Origin of the sequence: Brevibacterium sp., assembly GCF_022712115.1 — a bacterium.
GTDB lineage: Bacteria > Actinomycetota > Actinomycetes > Actinomycetales > Brevibacteriaceae > Brevibacterium > Brevibacterium salitolerans.
In genome coordinates this window covers 1-17,125 of record NZ_JALAHB010000048.1, presented here as the reverse complement: position 1 = coordinate 17,125, position 17,125 = coordinate 1, and the positions used below count along the sequence as shown (strand labels likewise).

The 17,125-nt window shown below is 66.4% G+C and carries 13 protein-coding genes; 5 read left to right on the top strand and 8 right to left on the bottom strand.

The annotated features are described in order from the left end of the window. Window positions 1–342: 342 nt before the first annotated feature. Window positions 343–1,992, bottom strand: a complete 1,650-nt coding sequence (locus Q0A33_RS02945) for a hypothetical protein (protein ID WP_291792860.1) — start codon at window positions 1,990–1,992, stop codon at window positions 343–345. A gap of 1,107 nt (window positions 1,993–3,099) precedes the next feature. Between Q0A33_RS02945 and dnaB the strand changes: the two genes are divergently transcribed. After that, on the top strand, window positions 3,100–4,449 hold the full coding sequence (dnaB, locus tag Q0A33_RS02940) for a replicative DNA helicase (RefSeq protein WP_291792858.1): 1,350 nt from the start codon (window positions 3,100–3,102) through the stop codon (window positions 4,447–4,449). Between the two features lie 55 nt (window positions 4,450–4,504). Here dnaB and Q0A33_RS02935 read toward each other — a convergent pair whose 3' ends face one another. The 5 genes from Q0A33_RS02935 to Q0A33_RS02915 are packed head-to-tail and all read right to left on the bottom strand — an operon-like array spanning window position 4,505 to window position 10,427. Beyond that, window positions 4,505–5,932, bottom strand: coding sequence for a hypothetical protein (locus Q0A33_RS02935; protein ID WP_291792855.1), 1,428 nt, complete (start codon window positions 5,930–5,932; stop codon window positions 4,505–4,507). A 53-nt stretch (window positions 5,933–5,985) separates the two neighbouring features. Then, window positions 5,986–6,816: an alpha/beta hydrolase gene (locus Q0A33_RS02930; protein WP_291792852.1), complete on the bottom strand. Its 831-nt coding sequence runs from the start codon at window positions 6,814–6,816 to the stop codon at window positions 5,986–5,988. Next, complete coding sequence (locus tag Q0A33_RS02925) at window positions 6,813–7,694, bottom strand: CoA ester lyase (RefSeq protein ID WP_291792850.1); 882 nt, start codon at window positions 7,692–7,694, stop codon at window positions 6,813–6,815. The genes Q0A33_RS02930 and Q0A33_RS02925 overlap by 4 nt, the downstream gene beginning before the upstream one ends. Before the next feature lie 34 nt (window positions 7,695–7,728). Continuing rightward, window positions 7,729–8,964, bottom strand: coding sequence for a CoA transferase (locus tag Q0A33_RS02920; RefSeq protein WP_291792848.1), 1,236 nt, complete (start codon window positions 8,962–8,964; stop codon window positions 7,729–7,731). 56 nt (window positions 8,965–9,020) lie between these two features. Next, window positions 9,021–10,427 carry an SLC13 family permease gene (locus Q0A33_RS02915; protein WP_291792845.1) on the bottom strand — a complete coding sequence of 469 codons (1,407 nt, stop codon included), beginning with the start codon at window positions 10,425–10,427 and terminating at the stop codon, window positions 9,021–9,023. 96 nt (window positions 10,428–10,523) lie between these two features. Between Q0A33_RS02915 and Q0A33_RS02910 the strand changes: the two genes are divergently transcribed. Beyond that, window positions 10,524–11,507, top strand: a complete 984-nt coding sequence (locus Q0A33_RS02910; RefSeq protein ID WP_291792842.1) for a LysR family transcriptional regulator — start codon at window positions 10,524–10,526, stop codon at window positions 11,505–11,507. Between the two features lie 230 nt (window positions 11,508–11,737). Here the strand turns inward: Q0A33_RS02910 and Q0A33_RS02905 are convergent, their stop codons facing one another. After that, a complete protein-coding gene (locus Q0A33_RS02905) occupies window positions 11,738–12,166 on the bottom strand; it encodes a DUF4870 domain-containing protein (protein ID WP_291792839.1) in 429 nt (142 codons plus the stop codon). Between the two features lie 205 nt (window positions 12,167–12,371). Next, entirely contained in the window at window positions 12,372–13,541 is a 1,170-nt protein-coding gene (locus Q0A33_RS02900; protein WP_291792836.1) for a serpin family protein, read from the bottom strand. Between the two features lie 387 nt (window positions 13,542–13,928). On the opposite strand from Q0A33_RS02900, the gene Q0A33_RS02895 reads away from it, so the two are divergent. The 3 genes from Q0A33_RS02895 (at window position 13,929) to Q0A33_RS02885 (ending at window position 16,324) form a co-directional block, all read left to right on the top strand. Then, window positions 13,929–14,267 (top strand): zinc ribbon domain-containing protein, encoded by a 339-nt coding sequence (locus Q0A33_RS02895; protein WP_291792833.1) that lies wholly within the window; start codon window positions 13,929–13,931, stop codon window positions 14,265–14,267. A 55-nt stretch (window positions 14,268–14,322) separates the two neighbouring features. After that, window positions 14,323–15,579, top strand: coding sequence for a formamidase (gene fmdA / locus Q0A33_RS02890; protein WP_291792830.1), 1,257 nt, complete (start codon window positions 14,323–14,325; stop codon window positions 15,577–15,579). A gap of 193 nt (window positions 15,580–15,772) precedes the next feature. Continuing rightward, window positions 15,773–16,324, top strand: coding sequence for an isochorismatase family protein (locus Q0A33_RS02885; protein WP_291792828.1), 552 nt, complete (start codon window positions 15,773–15,775; stop codon window positions 16,322–16,324). Window positions 16,325–17,125: the final 801 nt, after the last annotated feature.

Sequence of the window (17,125 nt, the reverse complement as noted above, 5' to 3'; positions counted from 1 at the left end):
GATGCTGCGCGGGGACCGCCTTCGCGGGCGTGACGGTCGTAGACCATGCGCACGGCGCGGTCACGCAGCTCTGGACTGAACTTCTTGGGCATGCTCCGATTCTCCTTGCTGAGACTCGGAACGGAACCCAGGGCGCTTCACATCGTTTTTCTCGTCGTGTCTGGGTTGGCCGCGGACCGCTCAAGATTCCGGTCGTGAAAACTTGCTGATGCTCTGGCACAAGTAGCTGCCCGAACCGAACGATCGGCGCAGCGGCGTATTGGAGCACATCCCAAGCTGGGGAGCTTGGACCCCCTCCGCATGAGGACCTCAACTTGCGATGTGACACCTACTACTTTCTTGCTAAGTTCGTAGCTCGCGAGCCAAGGTCGGTGCAGCTTGTCCGTAAACCGTTTGAGTTCTTGCCTTCGCGAACAGGGTCAGAACTTTGGGGAGCGTCAGGCTCAGCCGTGGACGTCGGGTCGATTCGGCTGCCGAGGTAGCCGCATTTTCCTCGACGAGGTCGGCGACGCGGTTTAGCGCCTTGGTCAGGGCCACTGTCATGTGAGCAAAGGCATCTGACGGCGACATTCCCTCGATACCAAGCCGGACCCTCGCCGCGTTAGCTTTCGACCCGCCAAGGTGAGCGACCCCGCCCGCGGACCGGAACGCCTGGAGGGCAGCGAAGACCTCTGCAGAGTCTTGGGTGTCACCCAAGGACAAAAGCAGACGACGTAAGAGCGCGATCGACTTCTCACCAGGTTCGTTGCCACCGAGATACTTCTTTAACGGCGCAGGATCGATTCCGTCGACCAGCGATTTGGTGAGAGTGATTGTGGGAGCCGTCAGTGCTGCTGGATCATTGTTGGCGGGACCAACGAGCGCCTCGAACTCGGTAGCCGCCTGAGGATCAAGGTCACGCCAGACTGGCGATCCGAGCAACGCAGTGGTCACCTCGGCCGCCCTGCGTCGGGCTCGCCGAAGGTCGCCGGCCGGATCGGGCGACCCAATAGACTGGTTCAAGAAGTCTCGGCGGAATCGCCCCTCGTCCATCTCTCCCTCGGGAGGGACGTTATAAGCGCGCCAGTGCACTTGTTCGCCTTCGGGAAGCCTACCAAGTTCGCCGAGGTAGACCTCAACCAGTCCGGCAGTGTTAGTGCTGATGTCGAGACCCCAGAGGTCCAAGCACCAGATGTGACCCGCCGTCACCTTGTAACGGTGAGGCTCGCTTGTGTACCGGTTGAGCACTTCGCGACTGAAGTAGACGGGAGTCATCCAATGCATCCGCGAACTGTCCCCATAGTCGCCCAGCATGTCTGGATTGCACGTGTGAAGACTCATGTTGCCCGTGCGAGGGTCAATCGCGTGGATGTACTCGATGTAGTTCTTATCCTCCTTCCGTGTGTCGACCCGGCGTACCCGTGCGGTGACTGTGCCGGTCACGATGTACTTGCCCATCACGTTTGAGAATGCGGTTGTCTCACTGGAGCGTTCATCCTCCATTGCGAACCAATCGAAGTGGGACCAGGGCGTGCGGTGCTTGTCTTCGACTCGTCTGAATGGGGCTATCTTGTTGGTTGTGAGGAGTGTGTAGTCCTTTTGGACGAGAAGTTCACGACCTGAGGCGGCCAGGAACGTGCGCATTTCCAAAGCCGAGACTTCGACCTTCCACTCATCCATAGAGATGGCAATCCGGATCAATTCGACGCTACGACCTGCCGAGTCGAAATAGGACCAGCCGCCATTGCTAGGAAAGGCGTCCCAGTACCAGAGGAAGGCGGGTGTGATCTCGAAGGTAGGGTTCACGAACCGGTGGTGTTCCCGGACAGCAGAGAAGAAGGCCAGGCTACCCTCAAGATCGTGGCTTGCGCTTAGACCGTCGGAGAAAGTCTCGTCATTCCAAACCTCGACCCTGCCGATTTCACTTTGCCCGGACCAGCCGGTGCCCGATTGTAAGACCTGATCTCGAGACTCGGCATCAATGATGATGCAGTGAGTACCTCCATATATCATATATGCCGTTCGCCCGGTGGAAATATTCCTCGATGGTCAGCCAACCCGTCGGCTCAGGGCAGATACGCAGAAGCTCCGCTTCTGGCCAAAGACCTGTGGGATAGAAGCCGTCTGGGCGCGCCCAGAGGCGCCCCAGGGTCGTCGGTCCGTCATGGGTTTCGTATCCTGGGATCAAAGGAAAGTGCAAGGTCAAAGTATGCCCTAAGCATCGACACGGTGGCGTCTCGTATTTCGGCTGTCTGCGGTTGGGATCTCGCCGGCCCGTTCGGACAGCCCTTACCGGTCATGCCCGCCGCTGTTCTGGCATAACGGCAAGATCCCGAAGTGGGTGTCCCGTAAGACCCGTCCGGTGGCCTGTCCCGCGACAGTACGCTATCTGACGCATCGTCCAGAAGAGCCTTAGGTCCTAGTGGTGGGGGTCACGGGTCAGGACGAATACTCTGACAGAGTCTTGTCGATCGGGGTGGGCTCTCCATTCCTTGGCGAGGCTCGCAGGATGACACCTGTGCCCCGTCAGCTCTTTACGATCGGGAGGGAATGGCCCTCGAGTGTCAAGTCGCTCAGAGTGACGCGAGCTTCGGCTGTCTACCTGCCGAGGCTATTGACCGCACGACAGGATGGGCTCAGTGGTCGAGTCTCCGGCCGATCATTGACGAACTTCGCTCCGACTCGACTGCTCCAAACATCTACCCCTCCCCCCGCCCCACACGCCTCACGGCCCAAGGCCGCGTGTACGACCCTTCGAGCTCTACCAGCTCAGCATGCACCCCCTGCTCTACGATTCGGCCGCCCTCCAGCACCAGGATGCGGTCGGCGAAGCGGACCTGCGAGAGCCGATTAGCGATGACAAGGACAGTTCGCCCCTCGCAGACCGCTGCGGCGGTCTCCCCGAGGCCTGCTGTATCAGTGGTCCCGGCCTCGGTGGCGGTGCCCGGCTCCTGGCCCTCCTGTGGTCCCGCGGTCCCTCTCCCGCACCCGTGCCTCTCGTGTCCGCCCCACGCGGTACCCTGAGAGCCGCGTCGAGAGCGAGTGCGTGAGGCCGGGGCAGGTCTCACGGGACGCCTCTCGACAAGACGACACCCGTGTGCACAAGGGAGGGACCACCGGTTGAGCGAGTCAGGTCAGTGGCAGAAGTCCGATGCGGGTCTGCGGACGCCTCCGCAGGACGTGGAGGCCGAGCAGAGCGTGCTGGGCGGCATGCTGCTGTCCAAGGACGCGATCGCGGACGTGGTGGAGACCCTCAAGCCGGAGGACTTCTACAAGCCGGCCCACGAAACCGTCTACTCGGCGGTCCTCGACCTCTACTCCAAGGGTGAGCCTGCTGATGCCGTGACGGTCTCTGCGGCCCTCCAGAAGTCCGGCGACCTCGCCCGTGTGGGCGGCGCCGCCTACCTGCATACCCTCATCGCCTCCGTTCCCACCGCCGCCAATGCGGGCTTCTATGCGCGGATCGTCGCGGAGACGGCACTGCTGCGGAAGCTGGTGGAGGCGGGCACCCGCATTGTGCAGATGGGCTTCGACGCGGAAGGCGATGCGGAGGAGATCGTCAACACCGCGCAGGCGGAGATCTTCCAGGTCACCGAGCGGCGCACTACCGAGGATTACCAGCAGCTCTCCGTGGTCGTGGACCGTGTGGTGGACAACATCGAGAAGCTCAGTGATCAGGCTGAGGGCCCCGCCGGCGTGCCCACCGGATTCGAGGAATTCGACTACCTCACCAACGGCCTCCACCCCGGCCAGATGATCGTTATCGCGGCCCGCCCCGGTATGGGCAAATCGACGCTCGCGCTGGACTTCGTGCGTTCGGCGGCGATCCAGCACAACAAGGCGACCGTCTTCTTCTCGCTGGAGATGAGTGCCGATGAGCTCGCGATGCGCCTGCTCAGCGCGGAGACCGGCATCCCCCTGCAGAGCCTCCGCCGAGGCGAACTCTCGTCCCCGGACTGGACCACCGTGGCCTCCACGATGGGCCGCATTCACGAGGCACCGCTGTTCCTCGACGACTCGCCCAATATGGCCCTCACGGAGATCCGCGCCAAGTGCCGCCGCCTCAAGCAGCAGCACAACCTCTCGATGGTGGTCATCGACTACCTGCAGCTCATGTCCTCGGGCAAGCGCGTGGAATCGCGCCAGCAGGAGGTCTCGGAGTTCTCCCGCTCGCTCAAGCTCCTGGCCAAGGAGCTCGAGGTGCCGGTCATCGCGCTCTCGCAGCTGAACCGCTCCTCCGAGCAGCGCACGGACAAGCGCCCCATGATCTCGGACCTGCGTGAGTCCGGCTCCATCGAGCAGGACGCTGACCTCGTGCTCCTCATCCACCGTGAGGACATGTACGACAAGGAGCACCCGCGCGCTGGTGAGGCCGACATCATCGTCGCCAAGCACCGCGCCGGCCCCACGGGCGACATCCCCGTCGCCTTCCAGGGCGCCAAGTCCCGCTTCGTGGACATGCCGAGGTAGAGGTTGCGTACGGGCTGATGCGCTCCGCTCGTCCGTGTGCAGCGCCGCTTCGGTCTCACGACGGCGCTTCACCCATCCGGACGAGGATCTCTCGGGCCGCCTCGGTGCTGATGACTTCGCTCACCGGTCGGATCGCATTGCCGCGTTCGGCTGCAGCGATCGCCTCCTCTGCGCTGAGCCGCGCCGCCGAAGCCTCACCGAGATCGTCGAGGATGCGTGCCTGCAGCTCGAGCATCGGTGCCAGGAGCCCGTGGTCGGACGGCTCCATCTTCCTGACGACCTGGCGACGGAGAGCCACAGCCCTCTCAATCAGTTCCCTCGCCTCGGTCATTCGACCGTACCCCCACAGAGCCTGTGCCTTCACGGCATAGGCCTCGTCGAGGAGGAGCGGGCCGAGCACTCCGCCGGTCTTTCCGGTGGTGCCGATGGCACCGGCTTCGGCTTCATCGGCCGCTCTGAGAGCCTCTGCGAACCTGCCCAGGACGAAGCGTGCCTTCGACACCTGCAGCAGCACCTTGACCGGAGCGCCGCGGCCTTCGGCAGCGGAGAGCTCCATCACCGCCTCCCCGGACAGCAGACACTCGTCCCACCGGCGGTGAGCCTCGTGCGCCTCGGCGAGCTCGACGAGCTGACGTCTCAGGATCTCGATGTCCGCGGGGTCGCCGACGTTCTCCGGGTCGCCGCCGGACCCGAGCATCTGGTGCATGCGCGTCCTGAGCCCGAGGCGGAACTCCGCTGCCGTCGCGTCGCTCCAGGACTGTGCCGGGAGATCCGCGAGTGCGAAGAGCGCGCAGTCCAGCCGGTCCGACCATGAATCGGGGCCGGCGTCCATGCGCTCACGCGCCTCGGCGCTGAGCGCGATGAGCGCCGAGGCGGTTGCGGCTTCCGGTCCGGCCTCGGCGCGGCAGAACTTCTCTGTCCAGTGCGTGAGCGCATCGGGCACCGCTGCGGACACACCCGCCAGCCATTCGCGGCACTGCTCATGTCCGTGCTCTGCCGCGGCCGTCGCCCAGCGGTGTGCCTCCCACGGCCTGCCGTCCTCGTGCGCGCGGTTGGCCAGATCTGCCATCGCCTTGTCGTCCCCAGCCCTGGCCGCCCTGCGCAGGAGTGCCTCGCCCGCTCGTGGACGCAGGATCGCGAGCTCGATCAGACCTCGCTTGCGCATGGCATCGGGATCGCCTGCCGCCACCAGCGGCACGCACCATGCGAGGGCCAGCTCCTCTCGCCTCGGTGTGAACGGGGACCTGCGTTCGAGCAGGTAGCTGCCCCACTTCCAGCCGTTGGGATCACCCGCCTCCCCGGCCCTGCGAAACCACTGCAGCGCTGTCTCCAGCTGCTTGTCCTGCGCCGCCAGCCGCCCCCGGGTGACCATCAGCCCCGTGTCCCCGGCCTCGGCGCCCTGTTCGATCAGCGAGAGCGCGGTGTCCCTGTCGCCGCCCTCGAGCGCGGCCTGAGCGCTTCTGCGCAGCTGTCCGATGTCCATTCCCCGACGCTATTCGCCCGGACGGCGCTCCGGCGGAATCCGCGACTCCGGCTTCACGGTTCTCGTGCGACATCAGTTCCTCGGGATTCGGGCCGAGGTGAAGGAGCGAACGGTGAGGGCAGCCATCCGAGACCGTTCAGCACCGCCCGTACCTCCTCCGGACGTTCGATCAATGGGGTGTGGCCGCAGTCGAAGAGGAACAGGGAGGAAGCCGGCACGGCTTGCGTGATGCCGCGTGCATCGTCGAGCGAACGCCGCCTGTCGTGCACGCCGTGAAGCACCGCGGTGGGCGCAGTGATCTTGGGTGCCTCCTCGTCCAAGGACACGCGCCTGAGGGACTCGACGCTGGTCGCCAGCGGATGAGGGTCGACGGCTTCCAGATAGGTCGTCAGCGCGGAGTCGATTCCCGGATCCGGAGGCCGTGCCGTCCACGACTGCTTGAACGAGACGCGGTGTTCGGCCGTCCAGTCGTTGCGCAACCGCTCCGGCAGCCCCGGATCCTTGTGGCCCGCGGCATTCAGGCCTGTGTCACTGACGACGAGGCCTGAGAGTGAGCTTTCCAGGTGAGCGGCGACGAGAAGTGCCACCGCTCCGCCCAGCGAGTGACCCACGAGGAACGACCCCGCCCGGCGCGGGGCGAGCTGTGCGGCGAGCGCGTCCGCCATTCCGACCACGTCGAAGGGGCCCTCTCCGGCCAGGTAGTCCACAAAGACGGCTCGGGTCCGTTCGAACCCTGTTCCGCGCAGAGCGGGTGCCAGGACCTGCGGTGCGACCCCGGCACCCGCTAGGACAAGGGTCAGCGGGCGCTCGCTTCTGGCCGTCTGGGGATCGAGGTGAAGCCCTTCGGACTGTGACCAGCCATCCGGCAGGTGTCCCCTGCTCATACGTCTGATGCGAATCTGCGCAGTCTGAGCCGGGACGTCTCCGCCATCGCCTCGTCGATCATCCGCCCCTCGAAGACGACCGCGCCGGTGCCCCCTCCCGCAGCCTGATCCATCGCAGCGATGAGCCGGCGGTCATGATCCAGTTCTTCCGCCGTGGGCGTGAAGACGCGGTTGATCGTCGCGATGTGCGAGGGATGGATGGCGATCATGCCCTCATATCCGAGCTGACGGTTCTCCTCCGCGAAGCGCTCCAGTCCCTCCAGGTCATCGATGTCCGTCCACAGTCCGCAGACGGGCGATCGCACTCCTGCGGCCCGGACATCGACCAGCACATTGCTCCTGAGGGTGAAGGTCTCGGCCCCGGCGGGCGTCCATCGGTACCCCAGCTCGCGTTCGACGTCACCGCCTTTGACCCCGAGGCCTCCCACATAGGCGACCCGTTCGCTGGCCGCGCACAGCTCGTACGCATTCCTGATCGCCTGAGCGGTCTCGAGGACCGGTGTGATGAGGGTTCGCTTCGTCGCCCCCGCGTCCGCCTCCGTCCAGCGGAGGAGGCGCTCGACGAAGCGGATGTCCTCGCCGGTGGACACCTTGGGGACCACGACGCCCGTCAAGCCCGGACCGACGATGGCGGCGATGTCCCTGCCCGCCTCGGCGGAGGACAGATCGTTCACTCGCACGAAGAACGGGTAGTCGTCATCGCCCACGCTTCTGAGGAATTCCGCCACTTCCTCCCGGGCGGAGGCCTTCGAACTGGCTGGGACGGCATCCTCCAGATCGATGATGACCGCATCTGCGCCGCTTCGCCGCGCTTTGTCGATCAGGGAAAGCCGGCCGCCCGGGACGAACAGCATGGATCGTAGGGGCTGCGTTCGCATGTCGTTGCTCCTTCGCGTTCCGCCGGCGGACCGGTCAGATGACTCCGTCGTCCTCATACCGCGCTCTCTCATCGTCCGAGATCCCCAGCCATGAGCCGTACACGAGATCGTTGTCCTCACCGAGCCGAGGACCGGTGCGCCAGACCTGTCCTGGACTGTTGGACATCGTCGGGACGACGGACGGCATGCGGACCGGTCCCAGATCCTGATCAGCGACCGTCACGATGTTCCCGCGTTCGCGATACACCTCGTCAGAGAAGATGTCTTCGACATTCAACACGCGCGAGGCGACCACCCCCGCGTTCTCGAGCGCAGTCAGGGCGGTCTCCGCATCGGTGCGCGCTATCCATTCCGCCAGGGCACCGTCGATCTCCGCCCGCCCCTGCATCTGCTTCTCCACGGTGTCGTACTCCTCCACGGGCAGTCCGAGGAGCCGGACCACGTTGACGACCGAGCGAGTGGTCGCGGAGGTGACGGTGATCCACACCTCATCGAGGCTCAGGTAGGTGTTGATGACCGCCGCAGGTGCCACGGCCAGCGCATTGCCGGAACGCTGCGGCACGATGCCGAGCTGGTCATACAGGATGACCTGCCACTCGACGAGGCGGTACAACGTCTCGTGCAGCGCGAGATCGATCCATTCGCCGCGGCGTTGAGGGTCCGTTCCACGGCGGACCAGTGCTGCGGAGACCGCGAACGCACCCATCAGCCCCGTGGTCGTATCTCCGTGCGAGAAGCCCGTGTGCACGGGCGGCCCTCCGTCGAATCCGGTCAGGTGGACGACACCGCTCCGCGCCTCGCCCATCTTCCCGAAGCCGGGAGCGTTGCTCTTCGACGTGTTGGCTCCGTAGCCGGATATCTGGAGCATGATCGCGGAAGGATTCAGCGCCGAGACGGACTCCCAGTCGAGGCCGAACTTCCTCAGTGTCTCGGACCGGAATGTCACGATCACGACATCCGCCCAGGCGATCAGCTTCTCCACCACCGGGCGGGAGGACTCCTCGCGCAGATTCAGCGTCACCGACCTCTTGTTGCGGCCGAGCACTTTCCACCACAAGTGGTGTCCGTTCTTGGCAGGTCCCATCGTCCGTGCTGTGTCGCCGGTGTGCGGAGCTTCGACGTGCACGACCTCCGCTCCCATATCGGCCATGAGGGTGCCGGCGATCGGTCCCGCGATGACCTGTGCGAACTCGACGATACGGACTCCGGCGAGCGCACCGGTCGCTTCGTGCGGGGGAGTGCTTCCCGCCTGCGTCGCCCCTGTCTCCATGCTGCGTTCCTCTCTCTAGTACTCGGCTCTCTCGTAGGTGCTCGGCTTTCTCGTGCTCAGAAGCCGACCGCGCCGATTGCGATGCCGAAGGCCAGGAGGGCCAGCGAGATGCCCACGGCCCAGAAGAAGGTGAATCTGATGTGGTCGCCCAGTTTCACGCCGGCGAGGCCGACCGCCAGGTAGACCGAGGGCACGACCGGACTGATCGAGAACCCCGGATTGTCGCCGATGAGGACGGCCCTGGCCACATCCATGGCCGGAACACCGGCGCTGCCTGCCACTTCAGAGATGAGCGGCACCAATCCGAAGAACATCGCGTCCGGGCCGAACACCATTCCCAGTGGGACCGCGACGATGGCGAAGATGATGTGGATCCAGCCGGCCGCCCCGGTGGGCGTCAGTGCGACCAGCGCATCCCCCATAGAATCCAGCATTCCGGTGCCGGTGAGCACGCCGAGGAACACGCCGACGACTATGAGGATGCCGCCCATGCTCAGTGCCTCCTTGGCGTGCCGATGGAGAGCGCCCTCCTGGGCATCAGTTGACGTGAAGTTGATCAGCAGTGCGATGCCGAATCCGATCACGAAGAGCAGATGCAAGGGCATGAGCGAGGTGAACAGCCCGACCAGTAGGGCGATCGTCAGAGCAGCGTTCATCCAGTAACGCCAGTCACGTGGGCGCAGCGCCAGAGTGCCTCCGTCTGCCTGTGTGCTCGTAAACTGACGGTCCTCCGCCGGGTTCGCATTCCGGGGAGTCGGTTCGCCCGGCCGGGGCTCCGTAGCCGTGTCGGCCTCGGCGCGGCCCGGCAGTCCGGCGGACGTCCGGACGAGCTCGTCGTTGCGGCCCGCGTCGATCCGGCGCTGCTCCAACTTTCCGAGCACCACTGCGCAGATGGCGATGAGCAGGATTCCGAAGATCTGAACCGGCACCAGGGGGAGATACAGTTCGCTGACGTCCGCATCGATGGCCGCGGCAGCCCGCAATGTCGGACCGCCCCACGGCACCATGTTGACGATTCCGGCGGTGATGCCCGTCAGCAGCAGGAGAACGACGCGCCGCATCTTCATGCGGTCGTAGACCGGAAGCAGGGCCGGGATCGTCAGCAGGAAGGTCGTGGCGCCGACACCGTCCAGGTGCGTGATCAGGGCGATGGCCACTGTCACCAGGGTCAGCCCCACCGGCTTCTCTCGTATCAGGCCGACCAGGCTCCGCACGATCGGGTCGAACAGTCCCCGGTCTCTCATCACCCCGAAGTAGAGGATGGCGAAGATGAACAGGCTCGCGGTCGGAAACACCGTGGTGATGCCCTCGGTCATGAATTCACCCAGCTCGCCCGGAGTGAAGCCCGCGAGAAGACCGGCCGCGAGTGAGGGCACACTGAACGCTACGAGAGGCGAGACCTTGCGCGAGATGAGCAGTACGACGATCCCTATCACGAGCAGGAACCCGATGATGGTGAGCATTCTTCCTCCAGGGCTTCATTGGCCTACTGAAGGACGCTATAAGTGGCGCACAATAACGTCCAGTCATAAAATCTCATGAGATGATAAATTCAAATCATGGCAATCACCATTCAGCAGATGCGTGCCCTGGTCGCGGTCGCGGATCTGAGCAGCTTCACCGCAGCGGCAAGCCACCTGCACCTCACACAGCCTGCGGTGAGTCGCGCGATCGGAGAGGCGGAGCGGCACCTCGGTGTCGTCATCTTCGACCGGGCTTCGAGGACGCTCCGCCCCACTGAACGTGGCGCCCGCATCGTCGCCATCGCCCGCACATCGCTCGATGCGTTCGACCGCGCGGCGCTCCAGATGCACGATGTCTCCTCTGGTGCACGCAGGAGCCTGCGCATCGCGGCTTTGCCCTCCATCGCGGCGATCCTGCTGCCGGGAGTTGCGGCACACATGCGCTCCCTGGATGAAGGCACTGATCTGCAAATCTTCACCGGCCGGGCCGAAAACGTGAACGAGCTGGTGGCGTCCGAAAAGGTCGACATCGGCATTGGCGTTGCTTCCGAGGGCGCCGCGGTCAAGCACTTCCAGCCCCTGTTCAGTGACGAACTCGTCTGCGTGACGTCGAAGAGCCACCGCTTCAATCAGGGGGCTGCTCTCGAGTGGAGCGATCTGGCCGCAGAGACGTTCCTCCGACTCCCCTCCGACAGCAGCGTGGGGAAACTGACCTGGGAGACGTTCGAGGCCGCGAGGGCAGTGCCCCGCGAGGTCGTCCCCATACATGACCTGATGTCGGCGGCCGGCTTGGCCGCCGCGGGCGTGGGCATCGCGGTCATTCCTGCACTGAGTGTTCCGCTCACCATGTTCGCGGAACTGTCGTATTTCTCGATCCGGTCCCCGCGCGCAGTGAGGACCATTGGAATCGCCTCCAAGTCGGCCCTGACCGAGCATGAGGCCGTTGTCGGGAAGAAGGCGCGCGAGATCGCGCTGAAAGTGCTCTCCACCCAGCCGAACTCACCTGTCGACGGCCCGGGTCCTGGTCGACGAACTCAGGTGCGGAATGTGCTTCGTGGTCTCGATCGGGAGGCAGAGTAGGCTGCGACCTTCACCGAACGTGACGATCGTCGAGCACAAGGAGGCTTGGTAGACGACTGCCGGCGCAGAAGACTGCGATGAGGCGCGGTGAGATTTGCACAGTGGATTTCCGCCCGTCTCGCGGTACCGAGACGGCGGAGCAGTTGCGGCAGTTCCTGTGACGTCGAACGTCCCGTCCCTCTTCCGATCCGCGGAGCACATCGACGTCGCCGAGGTGAACTCTGCTCCGCCTATATGAACGGGATCGCGATGCGCGGGTGGAAGACGCGTCCGTTCGCAGCCTTCACCGCGCCCACGATCATGAAGACCAGCGTGGTGATACCGCCGCCGATGACGGTCAGACCCAGCAGGCTCGCGGTGGTGACCGGCACCCAGAACAGCGGATCCTCCGAACCGATCGAACCCCCGTCACCGGTCAGCGCGAACAGCAGGCCGAAGTGCAGTGCGGCGGCGAGGACGTTGACGAGACCCCAGGTGAGAACCCAGTTGAGTGCGTTCCTGCTGTTGGCCTCGGCGGGCCCTCCGGTGCGTCTGGCCGATTCGCGGAGCGAGAACTCGACGATGACCAGAGCCACCCAGTTGAGCAGGGGGACGGGCGCCCACAGGATGAGGTACAGCAGCCAGTACTTGACCCCGGTGTCCGGCTTGGGGCCGGGCATTCCGGGAGGCGGGCACTGCGCCTGCGGAGGCTGGGCATATGGGTACTGCGCCTGGCCCGGCAGGGGAGGCTGCCCCTGCCCCTGGAGAGGGGGGCCGTGCGGTCCTCGCCGCTGAGGAGGCACAGGCACGGAGTCTGACGGATGATTCACACCGCACAACCCTAACGGTCGTCACCTGCTTCTCTGAGGTGTTCGCCGCAGGCCCTCACCCCTCCGGGTCGTTGACGACCGCGTGGAACAGCGGCCAGCCGGTCTCCACGTCCACGATCCGCAGGGCGAACGGCCGGTTCACCGTCATCTCGACCGGCGGCAGCAGAACTGCGGACAGGGCGGCCATAATCTCCGTGACGGCCGCGGCGACGGTGCCCTCCTCGTCCACCCGCAGCACGGCCCGGTGCTCGGACTGCGAGACGAAGACCCCGGGCGTGATGCCGTCCAGGCTGCCGGGGGAGTACATCGGTCCCAGGCCTATCGTCCTGAATGCCTCGTCCAATGCGGTGGAGGAACGGAAGCTCAGCTTGGGCAGTGCCAGGGCCACCTCGGTGTCGGCGTTGCCGGAACCGAGCGCTTCGCTGATCCGCGTCCACTCCTCCGCGCTCAGGTCTCCAGGCGATGTGTCTTCTGCCGGAAGCACCACGTCCATCGCGAAGGCCTCCGTGTAGGGCAGGCGGATCGCCTGCATCCCGCCGTCCTCCACATATCCGGCCGTGAGCGTCTGATGCATGGTCGCGGGTGTGAGAACCGCGCCCGAGGCCGTGGCGAACGGGCTCTCTCGCGTGTCCGCCCCCGCGAACGGGCTCCGCCATCGCGCGGCCATGAGCACCGCGTTCTGCAGCACGAATGCGGTATCGGCGTCCGGGTCGATCGCCGATTCTTCGATCAGCCCGCCTGTGTGCGCGTCCACCCAGGCGTCCAGGACGGGTTTGCCCTTCCCGCCTGCGAAATCAGCCGTGCGCACGCCGGCGCCATAGGCGCGGGCGAGGGCGTGGAGGTACTCCTGCTCCAGCGGCCTCGCCTCGTCCGCTGTGATGCCATTGGCCAGGTTGAGCAGCGGGCGCTCCGGGAGCTCCTCGGCCTGGACGAGGCACGGGTCTCCGTCGTAGGCGAGCGCGGCGTCCTGCAGTGCGCTGAACGCGGCCGTCCGCTCTTGCCCGGCGGCACCCAGCACCTCATCGAGCGCCGTCTGCGTCTGTCCGTCCGCGCCTTCGGCGAGCAGCGCCAGCGCCACCGCGATGGAAGCGGGGGAGACGACCACGTTCCCCTCCCCGGCCTCGGCGGCGAAGTGCACCCCCAGCTGAGTGGTGGCCGCCACCGCAGACCCGACGGCCGAGGCCGCGCTCACGGACACCGGCTCGTACTGGACATCTCCCCGCATCTCTGTCCTTCCCGGTGAGCTGCACGCGGTCGCCGTGAGCTGCACGCGGTCGCCGTGGGCGGCATCGCACTCACGGTTGCCGCCCGCTCGATCCGCTCCCGCATGAGCTCTCCTGTTCGTGCACTCTCCTGTTCGTGCGCCGGCCGGTGAGGCACGCGCGTGCCGAGGCCAGCGCGGGTGCGTTGCCCCGATCCTCCCAGGCGCGCCCGGCAGCCGGCTGGGTGCGAGCACCGCGGTCGCCGATGTGAGCACCGCGGCCGCCGGTTCGATGTCGGGCGGGTCTTCGGCACCCGCGGTAGGCCGGGCCTCATGAGGGCCGGCCCGGTTCCGCGGAACTTCCGAGGCCGCGACGCATGCACGGCGGTCTATGCTGAGGGCGAGGCCGGTGTGCCGCAGAGCACAGGCGGCGCAGGTGCGTACGACGACGGGAGGACTGCATTGCCGATCTATGAGTTCCGCTGCGAGAACGCACACCGTCACGACCACACGCTGCCCATGAGCCGATCGGACAGCAGTCTCCCGTGCCCGGAATGCGGGATGGAGTCCCGCCGCATCCTCAGCGCTCCGCGGCTGGGCAGGCTCGGATCCGCCGAGGCGAAGCTCATCGCCCGCACGGAGTCCACGGCTCAGACCCCCGGCGTCGTCAGCAGGGTTCCCGGCGCCGGGAACCGCGCGGCCGCGAAGGTCACGCGGGATCCGCGCCACGCGAAGCTTCCGCGTCCCTGACGCGGAACCCCGGCGGTCCCGCGCAGAGGGGCCGCCTCTCATGTGAGGAGAGAAGATGCCCCAGAATGTGTTCCCCCTCGATTCCTCCGCCCCGTTCACCGAGCAGAAGATCCTCGGCCACAACCGCTGGCACCCGGAGATCCCACCGGCCGTCACGGTGAAGCCCGGCGACACCTTCCGCGTGGACTGCCGCGAATGGTTCGACGGCTACATCAGGAACGACGACTCCGCCGAGGACATCGCCACCGCGCCCCTGCACACGGTCCACACCCTCTCGGGGCCCTTCCGGATCGAGGGCGCGCAGCCCGGTGACCTCCTCGTCGTGGACATCCTCGACGTGGGACCCATCCCGCAGGAGGACTCCGGTCCGCTGGCCGGCCAGGGCTGGGGCTACACCGGCATCTTCGCCAAGCGCAACGGCGGCAGCTTCCTCACCGACCAGTTCCCGGATGCCTACAAAGCCGTGTGGGACTTCAGCGGTGACAAGGCCACTTCCCGCCACGTGCCCGGAGTCGAATTCACCGGCATGATCCATCCCGGCCTCATGGGCACCGCGCCCTCCCCGGAGCTGCTGAAGAAGTGGAACAGCCGTGAGGCTGCGCTCATCGCGACGGACCCGCACCGCGTGCCCGCGCTCGCTCTGCCGCCGGAGCCCGAGGGCGCCATCCTGGGAGGCGTGCCCGAGGCCGAGGCCTCTCGTGTGGCGGGGGAGGCCGCCCGCACCGCGCCCCCGCGGGAGAACGGCGGCAACCAGGACATCAAGAACCTCACGAAGGGCACGCGGGTCTTCTACCCCGTGTTCGTGGAGGGGGCGAACTTCTCCGTGGGCGACCTCCACTTCTCCCAGGGCGACGGTGAGATCACCTTCTGCGGCGGCATCGAGATGGGCGGCTTCATCGACTTCCACGTCGACGTCATCAAGGGCGGCATGGAGAAGTACAACGTGACGGAGAACGCCATCTTCATGCCGGGCAACACCGCGCCCCAGCACAGCCAGTGGCTGTCCTTCTCCGGCACCTCGGTCACTCTCGACGGGGAGCAGCGATACCTCGATTCCCACCTCGCCTACCAGCGTGCGTGCCTCCACGCCATCGACTACCTCTCGACCTTCGGCTGGTCGAAGGAGCAGGCGTACCTGCTGCTGGGTGCGGCGCCCGTCGAGGGCCGCTTCTCCGGCGTGGTGGACATCCCCAACGCCTGCGCGACCGTCTACCTGCCGCTCGACATCTTCGAGATCGACATCCGGCCGGGCGCGGGCGAGGTGCCGCGCATCGACCCGGGCATCGGCGCGCCGCGTGCGAGCGTGGGCTGAGCACAGCGGGACGTTGCCCCGCGCTTCCCATGGACCCGTCCGTCACGTCTGCGCACCGGCCGTGGCGGGCGGCCGGTACGCAGACGTCACTGACGAGCACGGGGTGCCTTGATCCCTCCCGCTCCCCGTCGCACGCTTGGGGTGGGCTCTGGTGCGCACCGCACGCCCTGCCGCTCACTCACGAGGAGACGCTATGACGACACTCGCCGACCGTGACAAGACCGCCCTGCTCGTCGTGGATGTGCAGAATCTGGTGGTGGAGAACGCCTTCCGGCGCGAGGAGGTGATCGCCGCCATCCGCGCGCTCATCGTCCGCGCCCGGAGCCTCGGTACGCCCGTGGTGTGGGTCCAGCACTCCGGCCCGGACCTCACCGAGGGCACTCCGGACTGGGAGATCGTGCCGGAGCTGCAGCCCGGCGCGGAGGAGCCGCATGTCCGCAAGCGGCACGGCGACTCCTTCGAGGGCACGAACCTCGAGGACATCCTCGCGCAGCTGCACGTGGGCAGGCTGGTCGTGGTGGGTGCGGAGACGGACGCCTGCATCCGATCGACTGCGCACGGCGCCTTCACCCGCGGCTACGACGTGGCGCTGGTGTCCGATGCGCACACCGCCGGTGACAAGACCCAGTGGGGCGCACCTCCCGTGGAACAGGTCATCGCCCACACCAATCTCTACTGGCAGTTCCAGACAGCGCCCGGGCGGACCGCCGAGGTCGCGGAGGCCTCCGCGGTGCGACTCGACTGAGCGCAGTGTGCGGCGCGGATGCAGCGTGAGGTGTGAGTGCATCCTGGATCGCCCCGAGCTCTGCACCCAGCGGCACCATCCGGCCAGCCGGCACTTCCACATGCCCGAAGAACTCTGCCTCGGGCCGGCTGAATCCCTACGATCCCCTTGGCGAAGAACGTAAGGACACCTCCGCATACATGCGGAGGACCCCGGGACTTGAACCCGGAACCCACTGGTTAGGCTCACCCCCGCATACGTGGGCAGGACCCCACAGTGGCGCAGGCGCTCCCGAAGCGCATCGGGCTCACCCCCGCGTATGCGGGGGTGTCTGCAGCTCCTCTGGCATGGCACGAGGCCGGGGTTCATCGCTCGGAAGCGATGAACCCCGGCCTCGTGCTCGGTTCCGTTATTCAGCTGTCGATTGAACTCAGCCGATGCTTGAGCTCAGCTGCTGGTCGAGTAGACCGTGCGGGAGCCGGTGCCGCGGCTCGCAGCGCGGTCACTGCGACGACGGCGGGTTTCCGCGCTGGTGCCGCGGCCGCTCTGGCTGCGAGCGCCCTGGCCGCGCGCATCACCGCGGGAGGTTTGCGCGCCCTGGCTGGGACGCGAGTTGCCGCCCTGACCGCCGGAGCGACCTGAGCCACCCTGACGGCTGCGACCGCCCTGCTGGCCCTGCCCGCTCGCGCTGGCGGAGTTCTGCGCGCCCTGACCGGCACCTCGGCCTTCGCGACCGCCGCGGCGCGCGGAGCGCCCCTGGCCGCCCTGCCCCCGCCCGCCCTGCTTCTGTCCCGCCGTCGGCTGGGGGGCCTGCGCCTTGGG

Excerpts from the sequence above, each read along its gene's own strand:
- fmdA (WP_291792830.1), top strand. The coding sequence starts at position 14,323 with ATGCCCCAGAATGTGTTCCCCCTCGATTCCTCCGCCCCGTTCACCGAG.
- Q0A33_RS02935 (WP_291792855.1), bottom strand. The coding sequence starts at position 5,932 with ATGGACATCGGACAGCTGCGCAGAAGCGCTCAGGCCGCGCTCGAGGGC.
- Q0A33_RS02905 (WP_291792839.1), bottom strand. The coding sequence starts at position 12,166 with ATGCCCGGCCCCAAGCCGGACACCGGGGTCAAGTACTGGCTGCTGTAC.
- Q0A33_RS02915 (WP_291792845.1), bottom strand. The coding sequence starts at position 10,427 with ATGCTCACCATCATCGGGTTCCTGCTCGTGATAGGGATCGTCGTACTG.
- Q0A33_RS02920 (WP_291792848.1), bottom strand. The coding sequence starts at position 8,964 with ATGGAGACAGGGGCGACGCAGGCGGGAAGCACTCCCCCGCACGAAGCG.
- Q0A33_RS02910 (WP_291792842.1), top strand. The coding sequence starts at position 10,524 with ATGGCAATCACCATTCAGCAGATGCGTGCCCTGGTCGCGGTCGCGGAT.
- Q0A33_RS02925 (WP_291792850.1), bottom strand. The coding sequence starts at position 7,694 with ATGCGAACGCAGCCCCTACGATCCATGCTGTTCGTCCCGGGCGGCCGG.
- Q0A33_RS02885 (WP_291792828.1), top strand. The coding sequence starts at position 15,773 with ATGACGACACTCGCCGACCGTGACAAGACCGCCCTGCTCGTCGTGGAT.
- Q0A33_RS02900 (WP_291792836.1), bottom strand. The coding sequence starts at position 13,541 with ATGCGGGGAGATGTCCAGTACGAGCCGGTGTCCGTGAGCGCGGCCTCG.
- Q0A33_RS02945 (WP_291792860.1), bottom strand. The coding sequence starts at position 1,992 with ATGATATATGGAGGTACTCACTGCATCATCATTGATGCCGAGTCTCGA.
- Q0A33_RS02930 (WP_291792852.1), bottom strand. The coding sequence starts at position 6,816 with ATGAGCAGGGGACACCTGCCGGATGGCTGGTCACAGTCCGAAGGGCTT.